The 18,627-nt window shown below is 63.2% G+C and carries 19 protein-coding genes; 8 read left to right on the top strand and 11 right to left on the bottom strand.

Going from position 1 to position 18,627, the window contains the following annotated elements:
* Positions 1 to 277: 277 nt before the first annotated feature.
* Positions 278 to 1,348, bottom strand: coding sequence for a threonine aldolase family protein (locus AC0L3C_RS05335; RefSeq protein WP_473407351.1), 1,071 nt, complete (start codon positions 1,346 to 1,348; stop codon positions 278 to 280).
* A gap of 27 nt (positions 1,349 to 1,375) precedes the next feature.
* The gene (locus AC0L3C_RS05330; RefSeq protein ID WP_473279631.1) at positions 1,376 to 2,296 is read right to left on the bottom strand and encodes an amino acid ABC transporter substrate-binding protein; all 921 of its coding nucleotides are present in this window, start codon (positions 2,294 to 2,296) and stop codon (positions 1,376 to 1,378) included.
* 116 nt (positions 2,297 to 2,412) lie between these two features.
* Here AC0L3C_RS05330 and AC0L3C_RS05325 point away from each other — a divergent pair, with 116 nt between their 5' ends.
* Positions 2,413 to 3,372, top strand: a complete 960-nt coding sequence (locus AC0L3C_RS05325) for a LysR substrate-binding domain-containing protein (RefSeq protein ID WP_473407350.1) — start codon at positions 2,413 to 2,415, stop codon at positions 3,370 to 3,372.
* A 121-nt stretch (positions 3,373 to 3,493) separates the two neighbouring features.
* On the top strand, positions 3,494 to 5,620 hold the full coding sequence (locus AC0L3C_RS05320; protein ID WP_473407349.1) for an O-linked N-acetylglucosamine transferase, SPINDLY family protein: 2,127 nt from the start codon (positions 3,494 to 3,496) through the stop codon (positions 5,618 to 5,620).
* 12 nt (positions 5,621 to 5,632) lie between these two features.
* Here the strand turns inward: AC0L3C_RS05320 and AC0L3C_RS05315 are convergent, their stop codons facing one another.
* Complete coding sequence (locus AC0L3C_RS05315) at positions 5,633 to 6,172, bottom strand: cupin domain-containing protein (RefSeq protein WP_473407348.1); 540 nt, start codon at positions 6,170 to 6,172, stop codon at positions 5,633 to 5,635.
* Between the two features lie 151 nt (positions 6,173 to 6,323).
* A complete protein-coding gene (locus AC0L3C_RS05310) occupies positions 6,324 to 6,611 on the bottom strand; it encodes an usg protein (RefSeq protein ID WP_007602477.1) in 288 nt (95 codons plus the stop codon).
* A gap of 378 nt (positions 6,612 to 6,989) precedes the next feature.
* On the opposite strand from AC0L3C_RS05310, the gene AC0L3C_RS05305 reads away from it, so the two are divergent.
* From AC0L3C_RS05305 to AC0L3C_RS05295, 3 genes are all read left to right on the top strand, one after another.
* Positions 6,990 to 7,304, top strand: coding sequence for a co-chaperone GroES (locus AC0L3C_RS05305; protein WP_007611913.1), 315 nt, complete (start codon positions 6,990 to 6,992; stop codon positions 7,302 to 7,304).
* A gap of 44 nt (positions 7,305 to 7,348) precedes the next feature.
* Positions 7,349 to 8,989 carry a chaperonin GroEL gene (groL, locus tag AC0L3C_RS05300; protein ID WP_007602475.1) on the top strand — a complete coding sequence of 547 codons (1,641 nt, stop codon included), beginning with the start codon at positions 7,349 to 7,351 and terminating at the stop codon, positions 8,987 to 8,989.
* Between the two features lie 147 nt (positions 8,990 to 9,136).
* On the top strand, positions 9,137 to 9,424 hold the full coding sequence (locus tag AC0L3C_RS05295) for a GIY-YIG nuclease family protein (RefSeq protein WP_473407347.1): 288 nt from the start codon (positions 9,137 to 9,139) through the stop codon (positions 9,422 to 9,424).
* Between the two features lie 64 nt (positions 9,425 to 9,488).
* Here AC0L3C_RS05295 and lepB read toward each other — a convergent pair whose 3' ends face one another.
* Both lepB and AC0L3C_RS05285 read right to left on the bottom strand, forming a co-directional pair.
* Entirely contained in the window at positions 9,489 to 10,235 is a 747-nt protein-coding gene (gene lepB, locus AC0L3C_RS05290; RefSeq protein ID WP_473407346.1) for a signal peptidase I, read from the bottom strand.
* 107 nt (positions 10,236 to 10,342) lie between these two features.
* Entirely contained in the window at positions 10,343 to 11,176 is an 834-nt protein-coding gene (locus AC0L3C_RS05285; RefSeq protein ID WP_473407388.1) for a LysR family transcriptional regulator, read from the bottom strand.
* 132 nt (positions 11,177 to 11,308) lie between these two features.
* Here AC0L3C_RS05285 and AC0L3C_RS05280 point away from each other — a divergent pair, with 132 nt between their 5' ends.
* The 3 genes from AC0L3C_RS05280 (at position 11,309) to AC0L3C_RS05270 (ending at position 14,018) form a co-directional block, all read left to right on the top strand.
* Entirely contained in the window at positions 11,309 to 11,902 is a 594-nt protein-coding gene (locus AC0L3C_RS05280; protein WP_473407345.1) for a cysteine hydrolase family protein, read from the top strand.
* Between the two features lie 13 nt (positions 11,903 to 11,915).
* Positions 11,916 to 12,554, top strand: a complete 639-nt coding sequence (locus AC0L3C_RS05275; RefSeq protein WP_473407344.1) for a glutathione S-transferase N-terminal domain-containing protein — start codon at positions 11,916 to 11,918, stop codon at positions 12,552 to 12,554.
* 111 nt (positions 12,555 to 12,665) lie between these two features.
* The gene (locus AC0L3C_RS05270; RefSeq protein ID WP_473258921.1) at positions 12,666 to 14,018 is read left to right on the top strand and encodes a caspase family protein; all 1,353 of its coding nucleotides are present in this window, start codon (positions 12,666 to 12,668) and stop codon (positions 14,016 to 14,018) included.
* Between the two features lie 18 nt (positions 14,019 to 14,036).
* On the opposite strand, the gene AC0L3C_RS05265 is transcribed toward AC0L3C_RS05270, so the two are convergent.
* Genes AC0L3C_RS05265 through AC0L3C_RS05245 form a run of 5 tightly spaced genes read right to left on the bottom strand, consistent with a single transcriptional unit; the run spans position 14,037 to position 18,626 of the window.
* The gene (locus tag AC0L3C_RS05265; protein WP_473407343.1) at positions 14,037 to 15,473 is read right to left on the bottom strand and encodes an NAD-dependent succinate-semialdehyde dehydrogenase; all 1,437 of its coding nucleotides are present in this window, start codon (positions 15,471 to 15,473) and stop codon (positions 14,037 to 14,039) included.
* Between the two features lie 11 nt (positions 15,474 to 15,484).
* Positions 15,485 to 16,144, bottom strand: a complete 660-nt coding sequence (locus AC0L3C_RS05260) for an ATP-binding cassette domain-containing protein (RefSeq protein ID WP_473407342.1) — start codon at positions 16,142 to 16,144, stop codon at positions 15,485 to 15,487.
* Entirely contained in the window at positions 16,145 to 16,846 is a 702-nt protein-coding gene (locus AC0L3C_RS05255) for an ABC transporter ATP-binding protein (RefSeq protein WP_473407341.1), read from the bottom strand.
* Positions 16,843 to 17,586, bottom strand: coding sequence for an ABC transporter ATP-binding protein (locus AC0L3C_RS05250; RefSeq protein ID WP_473407340.1), 744 nt, complete (start codon positions 17,584 to 17,586; stop codon positions 16,843 to 16,845). Before AC0L3C_RS05250 ends, AC0L3C_RS05255 begins: the two co-directional genes overlap by 4 nt.
* The gene (locus AC0L3C_RS05245) at positions 17,583 to 18,626 is read right to left on the bottom strand and encodes a branched-chain amino acid ABC transporter permease (RefSeq protein ID WP_473407339.1); all 1,044 of its coding nucleotides are present in this window, start codon (positions 18,624 to 18,626) and stop codon (positions 17,583 to 17,585) included. Before AC0L3C_RS05245 ends, AC0L3C_RS05250 begins: the two co-directional genes overlap by 4 nt.
* Position 18,627: the final 1 nt, after the last annotated feature.

Below are 18,627 nucleotides of genomic sequence, written 5' to 3'. Positions count from 1 at the left end.
GGGAATCTCTCAGTCTTTCGGCCTGATCCGGCATCTCAAAACCCAATACTATCTATAATTGCAACCTGTATACCGACAATCAAATTGAGGCAATGGCCGATAAAATGCGGGCGACGCTAGCTAACGAACCCGCTGCTACAAACGCACGAGGCAACGTGAGACCCCACGTCATTAGCTCGGATAGAGCGCGGAGGTTGGGGTTCGCGCGCGCGAGAGTTCTTGCTCAGCCTCTTCTCCATCCCGGCGACGAAGGACCCATGTCACACCGGCGGATGCTCTAAACCAAAGCCGCAGCCACGGTGCGAAATGCCCTGACCGCGCGATCAATATCCGCATCATCGATATGGCGATGGGTCACACAACGCAAGCGATGCTTGCCCCAAGGCCTCGCCCTCAGGCCCGCCCTTTCGAGAGCCCCCGACCACACGGCGCTGTCGCGCCCGGAGAGAGAAACATCGACCTGCACGATATTCGTCTGCGGGATTGTCGCGCTGAGCTTTGGATGCATCCCGTTGAGCGCATCACTCAGGACTCGCGCGCGCCGGTGATCCTCCGCCAGACGCGGCCCCATGACCTGAACCGCCTCCAGGCCGGCCGCGGCCAGGACGCCGATCTGGCGCTGCGTGCCTCCCAGCATGCGGCGAAACCTGCGGCTGCTGTCGATCACTGCGCGTGGCCCGGCGAGCACGGCACCGGCGGGTGCGCTCAGGCCCTTCGAAAAACACAGAGAAACCGTGTCGCAATGTCTCGCAATTTCGGCCGGCGCCGTTTCAAGGGCGACGGCGGCGTTGAACAGCCGCGCGCCGTCGAGATGCACCGGGACACCGCGGGCCGAGGCCATGGCGTGCACGGCCTGCATATGATCCAGCGGCAATACGGCGCCGCTCGCGTTGTTGTGTGAGGTTTCCATTGCGACAAGAGCGGTCCCGAGCTTGAGCCCTTCGCCCTGCAGGGCATCCTCCAGCAAGTTCAGGTCCATTGCGCCGGCGGTGCCTGAAATTGCGAGGTAGAACTGCCCCGTAAACGTCGCCGCCCCTCGTTCCGAGGTGTACATATGGGCGTTCGATTCCAGCACGATCTGTTCGCTGCGTTGCGACTGCGCCAGCGTCGCCAGCAGATTGGCCATGGTACAGCTCGGCACAAACAGGCCGGCGTCCTTGCCCAACGCCGCAGCTGCGACGGCCTCCAGCTCCTGCACCGTGGGGTCACCGTCCAGCCCGTCATCGCCGAGCGGCGCCGAGGCCATGCGGGCATACATCGCCTCGGTCGGCTTGGTGACGGTATCGCTGCGCAGGTCGATGGGTGGCAACCCGGCGCCCGCCGGACTTGAACCGTGTTGATGTGCCATTGCGAGACCTCTAGAGCGCTTGTCGCGTCATTCGTAGACTGCCGGGTCGCCGGAATCGGTCGGGTTGGCCAGCGCTCGCTTGAGGGCGGCGCTCATCGGGAATTTCAGGTTGAGGCCATGCGGCGGGATCGGTGAATTGAAATATTTGTCGTAGAGCGCCGCAACCTGCCCGCTCTTCATCAGGTCGATCACGGCATCGTCGACCATCTTCTTGAAAGCAGGATCATCCTTGGGTTGGACGATACCATAGGGCGCCGTCTCGAGACTCTTGCTGCCGATCAGGAATTCATCGGGCGTTCTGGACGAGGCGACCGTGGCAAAGGCGAGACCGTCATCGTTGGCAGTACCGGCCACCCGGCCCGTCGACACCAACAAGAAGGTTTCGGCGGTGTCCTTCGCCGGCACCACCGTGATGCCGAGATTGTCCTTGGCGTTGATCAGCGTAATCACCTTGAAAGTCTGGCCGCCGGCCTGGGCGGCGATGGCCTTGCCGCGAAACGAAGCCGGGTCGTTGACATCGACCCCGCCATCCTTGCGCGCGACAAGGACGACCTGCGCAACGAAGGTGGTGGGAGCGAAGGCAACAAGTTTATGCCGCTCGACATTATTGGTCGTGTTGCCGCATTCGAGATCGATCGTGCCGTTGGCGAGCAGCTGAATACGTGTCGCTGAGGTTATGGGGTTGTAGCGAACCTCGAGCTTGGGAAGCTTGAGGGCCGTCTTGATCGCCTGCACCACCTGTTCACAGATTTCCACGGTGTAACCGATCGGCTTCTGGTTGCCGTCGAGATAGGCGAAGGGCACCGAGGTCTCGGGATACCCCAATGTGATCGAGCCGCTCTCACGGATCTTGTCCAGCCTGCCCGCACCCTGGGCCATGGCCTCGCTGGAAAGAAGAACACCAGCGACGGTCGCCGCGGCCAGTGCCTTGATCATCGTCGCTTTCATATGTCCCCTCTTGTCGCGAATGCCTGTGACGCCGTCCACGGGGCGGGTGAGCAACCCCAGGACGGCTCCGTGCGAACAGCTCCGTGCTCTGGACTATCGTCCAAAAGCCCGATCTGATGAAATTCCAGTTTCATACTCTCCTATACGGATTTGATATGGCCACCAGACGCATGGGCCTGAAGCATGTGGAGGCTTTTCGGGCGGTCTTCGTGACGGGATCGATGACGCAGGCGGCTCAGCGCATGCATACCTCGCAACCCCAGATCAGCCGCCTGATCGGACAGCTGGAAGCGATCACACAATTCCCCCTGTTCGATCGCAGTGGCGGCCGCCTCCGCCCGACGGTGGACGGATCGCGCTTTTTCCAGGAGGTCGAGAAGACTTTCATCGGCCTGGCGGGACTGGAGGCCAGCGCAGCCAGCATCCGCTCGTTCGGCATGGGTCGGTTAAGCGTTGCGGCGATGCCGCGCCTGGCCGGCGGGCTGCTGACACGCATCGCGGCTCGCTTCAAGGTGGACTATCCGCATGTGATGATCTCGATCCGATCCGGCACGGCGAGTGCCGTGCACGACTGGGTCAGTTCCGGGCTTTGCGACACCGCATTGGCAATGCTCTACGGCGAGGTTGCGGGGGTGCATGTCGAGCCGGTGCTCAAGACCCGTTGCGTCGCGATCATGCCGAAGGCGCATCGTCTTGCGCAGAAGAAAACGCTACGCCCTGCCGATTTCGCCGACGAGGCCTTCATCTCCTTCGCCACGGGGAGTCCACTCTACGATCGCATCGATACGATCTTCGCGCAGGCCAGCGTCACGCGCCGCATCGTTGCTGAGACCGATCTCGGCGCATCGGTCTGTGCCCTGGTCGCCGCGGGCCTCGGCATCAGCATTATCAACCCGATTGCCGCGCATGACGAAAGCTCTGGCGCGGCTCTGGTCACGCGCCCGTTCAACCCGGCTGTCCCCGTTACGATCGCACTGCTCTATCCACCTTATGCCGCGCGCGCCCGGTTGATCGATGCCTTCAGCGAATATGCTCGCAAGGTCATGAGCGCGGAACTGGGCTATCTCGAGCGGTAGCGGGGCGATCCGCCACCAAGCTTGTGTGAGGCTGGCGCCCCCGGAGCTCCGAGGGAGCGCAGCGCAATCGCGACAATCCTTCCATGTTAATCTCTTCAGGAGATTCGGGTGGACTTGATTCATGAGCAACAGCGCAGGCCAGCGGGCATTTCAAAATGCCCGGCTTCAGAAACGGCAAAAAGCCGAGGTGACGCCGTTGCTCGCGCGCGCCCTCCAGCTGCACAAGGCGGGACTTCTCCCCGAGGCCAAGACGGCCTATCGCGAACTCCTGGAGCTCGCGCCCAATCAATTCATCGCGCTGCATTTGCTGGGCGCTTTGGAGTCTGAAGCCAAAAACTATCAGCAAGCCCAGGTTCTGCTGAGCCGAGCGGTCGCCGTGGATCCGCGATCTGCCGAAGCTCATATGAGCCTGGGTGTCGCGCTCAACGGGCTAAAACGTCACAATGAGGCCCGCGAGAGCTATCGAAAAGCCCTCGCCTTGCGACCCAATTACGCCTTGGCCCTGTCCAATCTCGGCAACGCGAGCGCGGCCCTTGAACTTTACCAGGACGCCCTCGATAGCTACGACAAGGCGCTCGCAATCGACGGAGGACTTTCCGAAGCCCATAACGGCCGGGGTTGGGCGCTCTGCCGTGTGCGCGCCTACGACGAGGCCATCGCGAGCTTAAACCGCGCGCTATCGATCAAGCCCGACTATGCCTCGGCGCTGTCGACCCGCGCCGTTGCATTGCGGGAGCTTCAGCGATTTGACGAAGCCATGGCGGATTGCAATCGAGCAATCGAGCTTGCACCCGGCGACGCGAATGGGTGGCTCAGGCGGGCCAGTATCTTGCTCCTGACCCGGCAAGTTGCCGAAGCATTGTCCGATTGCGAGAAGGCTCTCGCGATCGATCCGGGCTTCTCTCAGGCCCACAGCCTGCTCGGCCAATGCCTCGCGGCACTTGGCCGGGTCGACGAAGCCCTCGCCAGTTTCGACAGAGCTCTCGACATCGAGCCTGATCAGAGCACGATCTCCAGCAAGATATTCACCCTCGATTTCATGGCCGACGCCAGCGTTGCGCAGCATCAGCAAGCGCGGCGTTTATGGTGGGAGCAGATCGGTGCGAAGATCGCTTCAGCAACGGCGGGGCCGCATGAGAACAGCCGCGATCCGGATCGCCGTCTGGTGCTGGGTTATGTCTCTTCGGATTTTCACACACATTCGGCGGCGTTCATTTTCAAGCCGGTCCTGCAGCACCATGATCGGGCACAGTTCGAGATCGTGTGTTACGCGTGTTCACCGAAAACGGATGCAACGACCCGCGAATTTCAGGGGATCGCCGATCGCTGGCGCGACGCTTCGCAATGGTCCGATGATCGCCTCGCCGCCCAGATCCGCGCCGATGGCGTCGATATCCTGATCGATCTGTCCGGCCATACCAGCGGAAACCGCCTCGGTGTGTTTGCGCGCAAGCCGGCACCAGTTCAGGTGCATGGCTGGGGCCACGGCACCGGCACCGGGCTGCCAACGATCGATTATCTGTTCTCGGACCCGGTCGCGATTCCTGTCGCGGTTCGGCATCTGTTTGCAGAGACCATCGTCGACCTGCCGTGCTTTGTGACGCTGGCGCCGCTGCCGGCCGGGATTGCGCGGGCGCCGACGCCGGCGATTGCGAACGGCTTCATCACATTCGGTGTCTTCAACCGCATCAGCAAGATTTCGAACGAGGCGGTGGGAGTCTGGTCCAGGATTCTCGAGCGGGTGCCGGGTTCGCGACTGCTGATCAAGGATACTGCGCTGGACGCTCAGCTGGTCCGCGACAATCTGCTGGCGCGGTTTGCGGCTTGCCGGTTGCCGGCCGAACGCGTCGATCTGCTCGGAGCCACGTCGCGAGACGAACATCTGGCAGCGTTCAATCGCGTCGATATTGGCCTCGACCCATTCCCGCAGAATGGCGGCGTCAGCACTTGGGAAGCCTTGCAGATGGGCGTGCCGGTAGTGGCGAAGCTCGGTCACAGTCTGCCGAGCCGTGCTGCCGGCTCCATCCTCGCCGCGCTGGGCCTGCCGGACTGGGTCGCGGAAAGCGATGAGGCCTATGTCGAGATCGCAGCCAGCCGTGGGGCCCAGATCGGCGACCTCGATAAGTTGCGCGGCGAACTGCCCGGACAGATCAGGGCTGCGGCCGCCGGCAACCCCGTCTCATACGCGCAAGCGGTTGACGATGCCTATCGCGCGATGTGGAAACGCTATTGCCACGGCGGTGGCTGATCTCCGCTTCGCCTACGCCTTCAACTCTACTGTCCTGAACTCCGCCGGCAGGATCACCTCCAGCAGCTCGACGTCGTCCGAATAGTCCAGGATCATGTGCTTGATCTTCGGCGGTTGGGTCCAGGCGCTGCCTTCTTTCATCAGCGTCTCGCCCTCTCCGTCCATATAGGTCTTCACCCAGCCCTTGAGCACGTAGACCATCTGGAATTCGACGTCGTGGAAGTGCAGCTTCGACACCTCGTCCGGATTGCAGGGGCCTTGCAGCCGGATCACGTGCGCCTGCGCGAGCCCGTGGCTCGCGGCGGCGATGCCGAGATCGCGATACTTCGCGTAGGTGCGCAGGCCGTCGGCCTTGAAGTCTTCCTCGCGGTGATGGCTGATGGCGATGCGCTGCTTGGGACGCGCCGGTTTCTTGACGGATGACTTTGCCGTTGTCGTGGGGGCTTTCACCTTCACCGCCTTGCGCGCCGAGGACCGTGCGGCGGGTTTGGCCCCGCTTCGCTTCTTCACCGCCGCCTGCGATGCGCTACGCGATTTTGCTTTCTTGGCCATGGGCGGTCTCCCCTGTCGTTATGGGGAGAGGCTAGCACAGAATGCGAAATCGCAGGGTGGGTTAGCGCTAACGTACCCACTTCTTTCCGCAACCGTTGCAGCATGCAGGGTTACGCTGACGCTAACCCACCCTACAGCACCGCGCTCGCCTTCAATGCAGCCGGAACACGCCGTCCACCGCCCGCAACTCGGCCGGCTTGATCAGCTTGGAATGCGCGACCGTGACCGAGAATAGCGGACCGTCGAGCTTCTTCTGCCAGAACGCCAGGAAATCCGTCAGCGCCGGAAATTTCGGAAACATGTCGTAGTTCTGCCAGACATAGGTCTGGAGCAGCGAGCGATGATCCGGCATCCGGTAGAGAATTTCGGCCGTCGTCAGCCCGTAACCCAGCACCTGTTTCCGGAAGTCGTCGGAAACAACCCCAACTCGCGAGACCATGCCAACCTCCTTTGCAGGAGCGCATATTCAAGGGATGGCTTTCCGGTACGCGCCCTACGAGCCACCCGGTGGAGATGCGCTCACATGAGTGAAATGTGACGCAAACTGACAATCCATCTCAAGCCCAAAAGTTTAACAAGCTGTTGAAATTCAATGCGTTAGCAGCAGATGCAGCTCCGTGCTAATACGGGCGCCGAGCGCGATTAACGATGGGAAGAGATTTTGGCAGGCGGCGCTTCCGAGTGCTATTTTTCTGCTACAAGCCCTTGCTCCCGCCAAAATCCTGCCTTATCTCAGCTGTGCCTGTGCTAGCACTCGCCGGCACAGACTGCTAACAATCCAAAATTCCCAACTCGTGCAAAAGCTTAGGAGAACTGCATGAATTTCCGTCCGCTTCACGACCGCGTCGTGGTCAAGCGCATCGACGCAGAAGAGAAGACCGCTGGCGGCATCATCATTCCCGACACGGCCAAGGAAAAGCCCTCGCAGGGCGAGATCGTCGCCGTGGGCCCGGGTGGCCGAGACGAAGCTGGCAAGCTGATCCCGATCGACCTGAAGGTCGGCGACCGCGTGCTGTTCGGCAAGTGGTCCGGCACCGAGGTCAAGATCGACAACGTCGACCTGCTGATCATGAAGGAAAGCGACATCATGGGCGTCCTCGACGTCCCCGCTTCCAAGAAGAAGGCGGCCTAAGAGCCCCTCTCTTATCCAGTTAAACACCTAAGGAAAAAATCCAGATGGCAGCTAAAGAAGTCAAATTCTCCGTCGATGCGCGCGACAAGATGCTTCGCGGCGTCGACATCCTCGCCAACGCGGTGAAGGTCACGCTCGGTCCGAAGGGCCGCAACGTCGTGCTCGACAAGTCGTTCGGCGCTCCCCGCATCACCAAGGACGGCGTCACCGTCGCCAAGGAGATCGAGCTCGAGGACAAGTTCGAGAACATGGGCGCGCAGATGGTGCGCGAAGTCGCTTCCAAGTCCGCTGACGCGGCCGGCGACGGCACCACCACCGCCACCGTGCTGGCCCAGGCGATCGTGCGCGAAGGCGCCAAGTCGGTTGCCGCCGGCATGAACCCGATGGATCTGAAGCGCGGTATCGACCTCGCGGTCGAAGCCGTCGTTGCGGACCTCGTCAAGAACTCCAAGAAGGTCACGTCGAACGACGAGATCGCCCAAGTCGGCACCATCTCGGCCAACGGTGACGCGGAGATCGGCAAGTTCCTCGCCGACGCCATGAAGAAGGTCGGCAACGAGGGTGTCATCACCGTCGAGGAAGCCAAGTCGCTCGAGACCGAGCTCGACGTCGTCGAGGGCATGCAGTTCGACCGCGGCTACATCTCGCCCTACTTCGTCACCAACGCCGACAAGATGCGCGTTGAGATGGACGACGCCTACATCCTGATCAACGAGAAGAAGCTCTCCTCGCTGAACGAGCTGCTGCCGCTGCTCGAGGCCGTGGTGCAGACCGGCAAGCCGCTGGTCATCGTCGCCGAGGACGTCGAAGGCGAAGCGCTTGCGACCCTGGTCGTGAACCGTCTCCGTGGCGGTCTGAAGGTCGCGGCCGTCAAGGCTCCGGGCTTCGGCGATCGCCGCAAGGCCATGCTGCAGGACATCGCGATCCTGACCGGCGGCCAGGCGATCTCGGAAGATCTCGGCATCAAGCTCGAGAACGTCACGCTCAACATGCTCGGTCGCGCCAAGAAGGTGATGATCGACAAGGAGAACACCACGATCGTCAACGGCGCCGGCAAGAAGGCCGACATCGAAGCGCGCGTGGCGCAGATCAAGGCGCAGATCGAGGAGACCACCTCGGACTACGACCGAGAGAAGCTCCAGGAGCGTCTTGCCAAGCTCGCTGGCGGCGTCGCGGTGATCCGCGTCGGCGGCGCGACCGAGGTCGAGGTGAAGGAGCGCAAGGATCGCGTTGATGACGCGATGCATGCGACCCGCGCGGCTGTGGAAGAAGGCATCGTCCCGGGCGGCGGCGTCGCCCTGCTCCGTGCCTCCGAGCAGCTCAAGGGCCTGCGCACCAAGAACGACGACCAGAAGACCGGCGTCGAGATCGTGCGCAAGGCGCTCTCCGCGCCCGCTCGCCAGATCGCGATCAACGCCGGTGAAGACGGCTCCGTGATCGTCGGCAAGGTCCTCGAGAACAAGTCGTACGCCTACGGCTTCGACTCCCAAACCGGCGAATATGTCGACCTCGTCAAGAAGGGTATCATCGACCCGACCAAGGTGGTCCGTACCGCGATCCAGAACGCAGCCTCGGTTGCGGCTCTCTTGATCACCACGGAAGCCATGGTCGCCGAGCTGCCCAAGAAGGGCGGCGCCGGTCCGGCGATGCCCCCGGGCGGCGGCATGGGCGGCATGGACTTCTGATCCAGCCATTCCGGCAAACGACAAAATGCGAAACCCCGGCAGCGATGCCGGGGTTTTTGTTTTTTGATGTTACACGTCAAAGTGGTAGATTGGTCTTTCCGGGGCGGCGCAAAGCGCCGAGCCCGGAATCCATTTCGCCACTTGCTCATGACCTACTACGTCTACCTCCTCGCCAGCCAGAAATACGGCACGCTCTACATCGGCGTGACGAACGACATTGTCCGCCGCATTCACGAGCATAAGAGCAAGGTCGTGGCGGGCTTCAGCAAGCGGTACGCCATCGATAGGCTGGTATGGTTCGAGATTTATGATGACCCCATCACCGCCATCGAACGCGAGAAGAAGTTGAAGAAGTGGCGGCGGGAGTGGAAAATTCGGCTTATCGAAGAACAAAATCCCGAGTGGATTGATCTGTATCCGCAAATTGCGACCTGAGATCGTGGATCAATGGATTCCGGGCTCGCGCCGAAGTGGGCGCGCCCCGGAATGACCGTGGGCCTCACCACACCTTCCCCAGCCGCTCCATGTGTGGTTCGCCCTCTTGGTCGAGCGACCAGAATATCCGCGTCACCTTGCCGACCAGATTGTCCATCGGCACGAATCCGATCGACGACATCACGCGGCTGTCGCTCGAGTTGTCGCGATTGTCGCCGAGCACGAAGAAGTGGCCCGGCGGCACGGTGTAGACGTCGGTGTTGTCGTAGTAGCCGTTGTCGACGCAGTCCTGCGTGACGTAGGAGGCGCCGTTCGGCAGCGTCTCGCGCCAGCGCTTGGCCTTCGCGCCGTCATCCGCGCCGCAGGTGGAGCCGGCAACCACCGCCTTCAGGGCAACGCGCGTCACCGGGCGGTCGTTGAGGATAAGTTGGCCCTGCCGCATCTGGATGCGATCACCGGGCAGCCCGACCACGCGCTTGACGTAGTCGACCGAGGTGTCCTTTGGCGTCCGGAACACGACGACGTCGCCATACTCGGGCTCAGTGGCCCGGACACGCCCGGAGATCCATGACGGCGCGAAAGGAAGCGAATAGCGGCCATAGCCATAGGCATATTTTGCGGCGAAGACGTAGTCGCCGACGACCAGCGTCGGCGTCATCGAGCCGGACGGGATGTTGAACGGCTGGAACAGGAAGATGCGAAACAGGAACGGCGGTGACCACAGCACCGGGATCAGAAGGATCAGGATGACGATCGCCTTCCATTCCCGCACTTTGGCCTGCGGGTGGATGGTTTCCTGAAGAGTGGTCATGCGCCTGCCCTGATCAAGCCCGTCGTCGCTGCGAGATTACGCAACCTTCGCGGGCGCGCAATCCCATAACTTGGTCGCGCCGCGCACGGATCGCGTTCACGCCGCAATCAGCCGCGCGCGAGATCGCTGAAGCAGCGGCGGATCCACTCGATGGTGAGCCGCGTCGCCGGATCCCGCTTGAGATGGTTCTGCACCAGCAGCCAGACGTCGCGGCGCCCAGGCAGCAGTGTGGCGCGCAGGCGGCGATCGCCGAGCAAGTCCGCGCAGACCTGCTCCGGCAACACGCCGGCGGCCTGATGCGCCCGGATCAGGTTATGGATGACGCGAACGTTGTCAGTGACGCAACGCGCGCGGGCTTTCTTCGTGCGCAGGAATTGCATCTCGGGAATGGCACCGAGTTCGTCCGGATAGGCGCACAGCACCGGCTCACCCTCGGTCGTCACAGGCTCGAAATAATACAGGCGGATGTCACCGAGCCTGGAGATCGCGAAGTCGCCCTTGTCGGGCTTGCGCAGCCGGATCGCGAGATCGGCTTCCCAGCGCGAGAACTTGACGTTCTCGCTCGAGGTGAGGAATTGCAGCGTCAGGCCGGGATTGGCGCGCAGGAAGTCGCTCGCGCGCGGCGACAGAACCTCCTCGGCGACCGTGTTGGTGGAGGCGATACGCAGACGTCCCACCGGGCCTGCCAGACTCTCGCCGACGCGACCGATCTCGGCGGCATGTGCGGCCATCGCCTCGACATGCGCCAGCACCGCCTCGCAATTCCGCGTCGGCCGGCGCTGGCCGTCCACCGCATCGAAAAGCGGCACGCCGAGATCGCGCTGGATGCGCGCGAGCCTGCGGCCGACGGTGGTCTCGTCGATGCGCAGCCGTGCGCTGGCGGCGGCATAGGTGCCCTCGTCCCTCACCGCGGCGATGATGCGCAGATCGTCCCAGTTCATGGCGATGAGCCTAGCAGGCACGGCGGGCTCCTGCAAATTTGCAGCCATATGCTGCAATAGTCCTGCGCATTGGCAGGCCATCGCCGCGCTACTGTCGCGCCATCCGATATTCCCCAGGAAGGCCTGCCCCGCATGACCGCCCCAAAAACCCTGCTTGAATTGTCCGGCGCCGATCTCACTCCGGCCAGGCTCGCCGATTGCTGCCTCGTCCTGATCGACATCCAGAACGAATATTGCGCCGGCCCGCTCGCCTTGCCGGATGCGGAGCCCGCGATTGCCGCCGCCGCGCGCCTGCTCGCCCGCGCGAGGGCGAGCGGCGCGGCGATCTTCCATATCGCGCACAAGGGACGTGCCGGCAGCCTGTTCGACCGCGACGCCGCGCGCGGCGCGATCGTCAGGAACGTGGCGCCGCTCGCCGGCGAAGCCGTGATCGAAAAGGCGCTGCCGAACGCTTTTGCCGGCACCGACCTGCAGGTTCGGCTGGCCGCAACCGGACGCACGAACATCGTGCTGGCCGGTTTCATGACCCATATGTGCATCAGCTCGAGCGCCCGCGCCGCGCTCGACCTCGGCCTGCGCACGACGATCGCAGCCGATGCCTGTGCCACACGCGATCTTCCCGACGGCCGCGGCGGAGCGCTCTCGGCAGGGACCATTCACGAGGTCGCCCTGGCCGAATTGTCGGACCGGTTTGCGATCATCGCGCAAACCGAGGCGCTGACCTGAAGGAGCGTGGGCGATGCTGCAACTCTATTTCTCCCCGATGGCCTGCTCGCTTGCGAGCCGCATCGCGCTGATGGAAGCGGGCCTCGACGCGCGCTATCATCCAGTCCATCTCCAGACCAAGCAGGTCGTCGACGACCACAGCGATTTTCGCGGAATTTCGCCGAAGGGTGCGGTGCCGGTCCTGGTGCTGGAGAATGGCGAACGGTTGACCGAAAGCGCGGCGGTGCTGCAATACATCGCCGATCTGAAGCCTGAGGCAGGCCTTGCACCCGCGTTCGGAGATCCCGACCGCTATCGGCTCCAGGAATGGCTGAGCTTCATCGGGGCCGAGATCCACAAGGCGTTCCTGTTTCCAACCTTCTGGTACAAGGACGACGCCTCGCTCGCCAAGCCGCGTGCAAGGATCGCGCAGACATTGTCGCTGCCTGCCACGCATCTGGCGGACCGCGAATTCCTCATCGGCAACGGCTTCACCGTGGCGGATGCCCACCTCACCTGGGCTTTGCTGCTGCTCCGTCCCGCGGGCGTCGACATCGGCCAATGGCCGTCGTTGTCGGCCTATCTCGCGCGCATGCAGGCGCGACCGGCCGTGCGGGACGCGATTGCGACCGAAATGGCCGTGCGCAAGACGATGGCGGCGAGCCCAGCGTGACAGGATGTCACGGCCGCGAAACCCGAGTGTTTTCTCTGGCAGGGCATTGATGTCGGCGCGGCATGCGCTAATCTGGAGGGATATTTTTCGACATTTCCTTGGAAGGCATTCATGCGTGCTCTTTCCAGATTTTGCCCGGCCGGACTTTGCCTCGCCCTCCTGGCCTGCTGGCTTTCCCTTGCGCCTGCATCGGCGGAAACGCGCGTCGCGCTGGTGATCGGCAACGGCGCCTATGCCAGTACGGCGCAGCTTCCCAATCCGTCTCACGACGCCGAAGACGTCGCCACCTCGCTCAAGCGCAGCGGCTTCGAGGTGCTCCAGGGCATCGACCTGCGCCAGGCCGACATGCAAGACCTGACCATCCGCTTCGCGCGCGCCGCGAGCAAAGCCGACGTCGCCATGTTTTACTACAGCGGCCATGCGATGCAGTACAACGGCGTGAACTATCTGATGCCCGTCGACGCCGTGCTGAGCGACGAAGCCGACCTGAAGCGCTTCGTGCGTGTCGACGACATCGTGAACGATCTGCAGCAGGCCAAGAACCTGCGCATCCTCATTCTCGATTCCTGCCGCGACAATCCGCTGGCCGAAACCTTGAAACGCTCCGCCGGCATGACGCGCGCCGCCTCGATCGGGCGGGGCCTGTCCAAAGTCGAAGCACCGCGCGGCACGATCGTGTCGTTCTCAACCCAGTCCGGGCAGACGGCGGCTGATGGCAACGGCCGCAACAGCCCCTATACGACGGCGTTCCTGAAGCACATCGAGGAGCCGCAGGAGATCGGCGAGGTCTTTCGCGACATCAGCAGCGACGTCTACGACAGTAGCGGCAAGACCCAGTTGCCGGAGCTGTCGCTGTCGATCATCGGCAAGTTCTATCTGAACGGACCGGTGTCGGTCACGGTGACACCAGCGGCGCCGCAAGCCGCCCCCCGGGCCGACCCTTGCGCGGCGGCAGAAGCGCACTGGAAGGCCGCGGACGGCATCGGCACGCTTGGTGCCTACGAGGACCATCTCACGAGATTTCCGAATTGCATCTTCGCCACGCTTGCCAAGGCCCGAATTGAAGGCCTGAAGCAGAAGGTGGCGCTCGCGCCGGCAACCGGCAATCCCCGTAGCACCAAGGACTTCGACGGCAATTGGGACGTGACGTTGAACTGCCCGCCGACCGGCAAGGCGCAGGGCTTCACCCGGGCCCTGTCGGCCACGGTTGCGAACGGCGTCTTTCATGCCGACGCCCAGAGCCAGGGCGCCGTCAACCGCCTGGAGATCGATGGCCAGATCCCCGCGGACGGCAAGACGACTTTGAGCGCGCGCGGAACGACGGGGGCGAGCACCTACACTCTCAACAACCTCGCGCCCGGCTCGCCCTACGCCTTTACGGTGGATGCGCAGTTCGATCGCACCCGCGGCACCGGCAAGCGCAACGAGGCACGCGCCTGCGGGCTGGTCTTCGTCAAACGCTGATCGTGAATCGTCCAGCGTTCACACGCCGGTCTGGCTGATGAACTTGGTGTTGAAGTAACCCTCCATCGCCTCGGTACCACCTTCCGAGCCGTAGCCGGAATCCTTGATGCCGCCGAACGGCACTTCGGGCAGCGCGAGACCAAAACTGTTGATCGACATCATGCCGGCTTCGATCGCCGAACCGATCGCGGCCGCCGTCTTGGCCGAGCTGGTGAAGGCGTAGGACGCCAGCCCAAAAGGCAGCCGGTTGGCCTCCTCGACCACCTCGTCGAAGGATGAGAAGCGCGAGATCAGCGCGAGGGGGCCGAACGGCTCCTCGTTCATGGCGCGTGCATCCTTCGGCACGTCGCTCACCACGGTCGGCTGGAAGAAATGGCCCTTGTTGCCGACGCGCTTGCCGCCGGTCTCGAGCTTTGCGCCTTTGCCGACGGCATCCTGCACCATGCCCTCGATGGCGGTGACGCGGCGCGGGTTGGCGAGCGAGCCCATTTTGGAGTCAGGATCGAGGCCGTTGCCGACCTTGAACGCCTTGGCGCTGTCGACAAAGGTGTCGACGAATTCACGGAACACGTCATCCTGCACCAGCATCCGCGTCGGCGAGATGCAAACCTGACCGGCATTGCGATATTTTGCTGCCGCCAGAATCTTGGCCGCCGATGCGACGTCGGCGTCCTTGAAAACGATCGCCGGCGCATGACCGCCGAGCTCCATGGTGGCACGCTTCATGTGCAGGCCCGCGAGCGCATTGAGCTGCTTGCCGACATGGGTCGAGCCGGTGAACGAAATCTTGCGGATCACCGGATGCGGAATGAGATATTCGGAGATCTCGGCAGGTACACCGTAGACCAGGTTGATGACGCCATCGGGCACGCCGGCATCCGCAAACGCGCGGATCAGTTGTGCGGGCGAGGCCGGCGTCTCCTCCGGGGCCTTGACGATGATCGAACAGCCGGCGCCGAGTGCGGCGGAAAGCTTGCGCACGACCTGATTGATCGGAAAATTCCAGGGCGTGAACGCCGCGACCGGGCCGACCGGCTCCTTGATCGCGAGCTGGTAGATGCCCGGACCGCGCGCGGGGATCAACCGGCCATAGGCGCGTTTGGCTTCTTCCGCAAACCACTCGATCACGTCGGCGGCGGCCATCGCCTCCATCTTGGCCTCGCCAAGAGTCTTGCCCTGCTCCATCGTGAGCAGCGGCGCGATCTCGTCATTGCGCTCGCGCATGATCGCGGCGGCCTTGCGCATGATCCGGCAGCGCTCGAAGGGAGCGACGTTTCGCCAGATCTTGAAGCCCGCACTGGCTGCGGCGAGTGCCTCGTCGAGGTCGGACCGTCCGGCATGGGCGACGGTGCCGATCACTTCTTCGGTCGCGGGATTGCGCACCTCGATCACCTTGCCCGAATGGGCCGGTCGCCATTTGCCGCCAATGAAAAGCTGGGTGTTCGAATAGGCCAACGGATTCTCCTTTAGGTCGAGCTGTGAACGGCACCGTGACAAATCGCGTCCGCCGCCTTTGTCATTTCCGGCCCGAGATAAGCGCGACAGCGCGGATCTGCGACGAGCGCGCCGAAATTCGCCACGGGTGTTACCCCGCCGCCGGCCACGAACAGGAATCGCCCGGCGATCTCGGCGAGGATGTCGAGGTGCCAGGCGGCCGTCGGGTGCATGCAGAGCACGACCAGCCGCCCCTCGTCGCGCAGCTTGCGGAAGAAATCGAGCATGAAGCCGATATAGCCGTCCTGCAGATTGAACTGCGGTTCATCGAACAGGTGAACCAGCGGCGTCCGGGTCGGCGAAGGCGCCAGGAAGGCGGAGGGAATGCGCTTGCGGAACCGCCTGACCTGATAGGACTGGTGATAGTGGATCGCGAGCCGGTCGCGCTCGCGATATTTGACGCCATGGATATCGGTGCCCGCGACCAGCACGCGCCCCGAGGTCGGCGCATTCGAGCCCGTCATCATCTCAAACAAGGTCGTCTTGCCTGCGCCATTCGGGCCGACGACACCGACGATATCAGGCTCGTCCAGCGACAGGTTTGCCTGCAGCGTGAATGACGGTCGGCGGATCACGCGGCCCCTTGTGTAGACCTTCCGAACGTCGTCGAGAACAAGCAGCGGTGCGGGCACTTATTGTACTCCCAGCAAGCGCTGACGAAGCCCGCGATCATCCCGCAAGGTCGCGGCCTCCCCGGTCCAGACGATCCGGCCGCGATCGATCACCGCGGCATGGTCTGCGACCGACAGCGCGATCTCGGCGTTTTGTTCCACGACCAGCGAGGCAATACCCTCATCCTTCATGCGCAGAATCGTCGCAAGCACGTCGCCGACGATTTTCGGCGCCAGTCCCTGGCTCGGCTCGTCGAACAGCACCAGTCCCGGCGAGCCGACCAGTGCGCGGGCGATCGCCACCATCTGCATTTCGCCGCCCGACAGGTTTTCGCAGTCGCGCTCCATGAGATATTCGAGCGGTGAGAAGATCGCAGCCGCCTCCTTGACGCTCCAGTGGCGAAAGCGCGTGCACTTTTGCGCGATCGACAGGTTGCGCGCGACCGTCAATGTTGGGCACAGCCGGCGGTCGTCGGGCACCCACCCGATGCCGGCGCGCGCAATCTCGTGGGTGGGATTGCTCGTGACGTCGTGACCGTCGAAGCAAACGGAGCCGCGGCGCGGACGCGTCAGCCCGAGAATCGAGCGGAGCATGGTCGTCTTGCCGGCGCCGTTGGGGCCGAGCAGCGCAAACACCTTGGCGTGCTCGATGGCGAGCGAAGCGCCGAACAGCGCCTGGGTCTCGCCGTAGAAGGTATCGATCGCGTCCACTTCGAGGATCATGCGAACTTTCCGAGATTGGAGCGCCGCACCCATTCGTTCTGCTGCAGTTCGTGTGGCGTTCCGCGCGCCACCACCTGGCCCCAATGGATGACCGAGATGCGGTCAGCCAACGAGAACAGGAACTCCATATCGTGCTCGATGGCGACGATGGTCAGCCGCCCCTTCAGGCGCGCAATCAGGGTTGCGAGCCGCTGCACCCCGTCGGAGCCGAGGCCGGAGGTCGGTTCGTCCAGGCACAGCACGCGCGGTGCCTGCGCCAGGGCGACCGCGATCTCCAGCGCGCGCCGGTCGCCATAAGACAGGTCCTTGGCGCGGATGTCGCCTTTGTCGACAAGCCCGACTGCCGCCAGCGCTTCGGAGGACTTCGCGCCAAACCGGTTGTCGCCCGCCGCGGCGTGCGCGACATCGTGGCCGCGGGCGCGAAACTCGGGCAAGCCCATCATGACGTTGTCACGCGCGGAGAATTCGTCGAACAGTGTCATGATCTGAAACGAGCGGGCGATGCCCTTAGCGGCGATGCGGTGCGGGCTGAGGCCCGTAACATCCTCGCCGGCGAGAAGGACTCGACCACGATTCGGTTTCACGCGGCCGGTGAGGACATTGAAGAATGTGGTCTTGCCGGCACCGTTCGGGCCCATCACACCGTGAAACTGGCCCTCCGCGACCGCGAGGTCGACGCTCTCCAGCACGACGCGATCGCCGAAGCGGACATGAACGGCCGCGGCCTCGATCATGTTCATCGTCCGCTCCCGAACAGCAGCCGCATCGCCGACGTACCCCTCTGCCGTAAGGCGCTAAGTGAGTGCAGCTGCACGGCAGCGGAGATCGCCCCGGCAATGCCTTCGGGACGGAACAGCACGATCGCGATGAACAGCAGACCAAAATAGAGCATCCAGGCATTGGTCAGCGCACCGATCACGTCTCGGGCGGTGAGGAAGAGAAATACGCCAATCACCGGGCCCCAGAAGCTGACGAGGCCACCGCCGACCAGCGTCATCATCACGACATAGCCGGATTGATGCAAGCTCATGACGTCGGGGAATGCGGCGAGCTGCGCCATGGCGAACAGTCCGCCGGCAAGACCCGAGACGGCGGCCGACAGGGCAAAGACCGCGACCTTGTAAAGCCATACGTTATAGCCGAGATGGCTCGCGCGAACCTCGCTCTGCCTGATCGCAGCGACCACGCGGCCATAGGGCGAATTCACCAGCCGCCACAATGCGGCGGTGCCGACCGCAAAAACCGCGAGCACGAAATAGTAGAACGCGACATTGTCGGTGAGATCGAAAGACACAAGCCCGAAATCGGCCGGCAACCGCTTGATCTTGAGAAGGCCGTCTTCGCCGCCGGTGATCCGGTGCGATTTGATCGCCAGTGTCCAGAAGATCTGGCCGAAGGCAATCGTCATGAAGGCATAATAGATGCCGCGCCTGTGCGAGATGAACAGCGCCACCAGCACGCCGGCGAGGCCCGCGACCGCGGCCGCGGCCATCAGACATATCCAGAGATTGGCAACGATTTCGAGCTGACAGAGACCGAACGCGTAGGCGCCGACGCCGAAATAGGCACCATGACCGAACGACGGGAGTCCGGCGGTGCCCAGCACCAGGTTGAACGCAAGCGCATAGAGGGACCAGATCAGGATCTCGATCCCCAGATAAGGGTAGAGCCCGACCCGCGTGATCCAGAGCGGCACCGTTGCAAGCACGAACCAAAGCACCAGCATCGTCGGCGTCACGAGGCGCGCGGCGTCGGGTAAAGATTTTGATCCCACAGTCATT

The sequence above is a fragment of the Bradyrhizobium sp. WSM4872 genome, assembly GCF_055811715.1.
This window is presented reverse-complemented; position numbering and strand designations above follow the sequence as displayed.

Coding starts and splice junctions, on each gene's coding strand:
- AC0L3C_RS05335 (WP_473407351.1), bottom strand. CDS start 1,348: ATGGCACATCAACACGGTTCAAGTCCGGCGGGCGCCGGGTTGCCACCC.
- AC0L3C_RS05330 (WP_473279631.1), bottom strand. CDS start 2,296: ATGAAAGCGACGATGATCAAGGCACTGGCCGCGGCGACCGTCGCTGGT.
- AC0L3C_RS05325 (WP_473407350.1), top strand. CDS start 2,413: ATGAAATTCCAGTTTCATACTCTCCTATACGGATTTGATATGGCCACC.
- AC0L3C_RS05320 (WP_473407349.1), top strand. CDS start 3,494: ATGAGCAACAGCGCAGGCCAGCGGGCATTTCAAAATGCCCGGCTTCAG.
- AC0L3C_RS05315 (WP_473407348.1), bottom strand. CDS start 6,172: ATGGCCAAGAAAGCAAAATCGCGTAGCGCATCGCAGGCGGCGGTGAAG.
- AC0L3C_RS05310 (WP_007602477.1), bottom strand. CDS start 6,611: ATGGTCTCGCGAGTTGGGGTTGTTTCCGACGACTTCCGGAAACAGGTG.
- AC0L3C_RS05305 (WP_007611913.1), top strand. CDS start 6,990: ATGAATTTCCGTCCGCTTCACGACCGCGTCGTGGTCAAGCGCATCGAC.
- groL (WP_007602475.1), top strand. CDS start 7,349: ATGGCAGCTAAAGAAGTCAAATTCTCCGTCGATGCGCGCGACAAGATG.
- AC0L3C_RS05295 (WP_473407347.1), top strand. CDS start 9,137: ATGACCTACTACGTCTACCTCCTCGCCAGCCAGAAATACGGCACGCTC.
- lepB (WP_473407346.1), bottom strand. CDS start 10,235: ATGACCACTCTTCAGGAAACCATCCACCCGCAGGCCAAAGTGCGGGAA.
- AC0L3C_RS05285 (WP_473407388.1), bottom strand. CDS start 11,176: ATGAACTGGGACGATCTGCGCATCATCGCCGCGGTGAGGGACGAGGGC.
- AC0L3C_RS05280 (WP_473407345.1), top strand. CDS start 11,309: ATGACCGCCCCAAAAACCCTGCTTGAATTGTCCGGCGCCGATCTCACT.
- AC0L3C_RS05275 (WP_473407344.1), top strand. CDS start 11,916: ATGCTGCAACTCTATTTCTCCCCGATGGCCTGCTCGCTTGCGAGCCGC.
- AC0L3C_RS05270 (WP_473258921.1), top strand. CDS start 12,666: ATGCGTGCTCTTTCCAGATTTTGCCCGGCCGGACTTTGCCTCGCCCTC.
- AC0L3C_RS05255 (WP_473407341.1), bottom strand. CDS start 16,846: ATGATCCTCGAAGTGGACGCGATCGATACCTTCTACGGCGAGACCCAG.
- AC0L3C_RS05250 (WP_473407340.1), bottom strand. CDS start 17,586: ATGAACATGATCGAGGCCGCGGCCGTTCATGTCCGCTTCGGCGATCGC.
- AC0L3C_RS05245 (WP_473407339.1), bottom strand. CDS start 18,626: ATGACTGTGGGATCAAAATCTTTACCCGACGCCGCGCGCCTCGTGACG.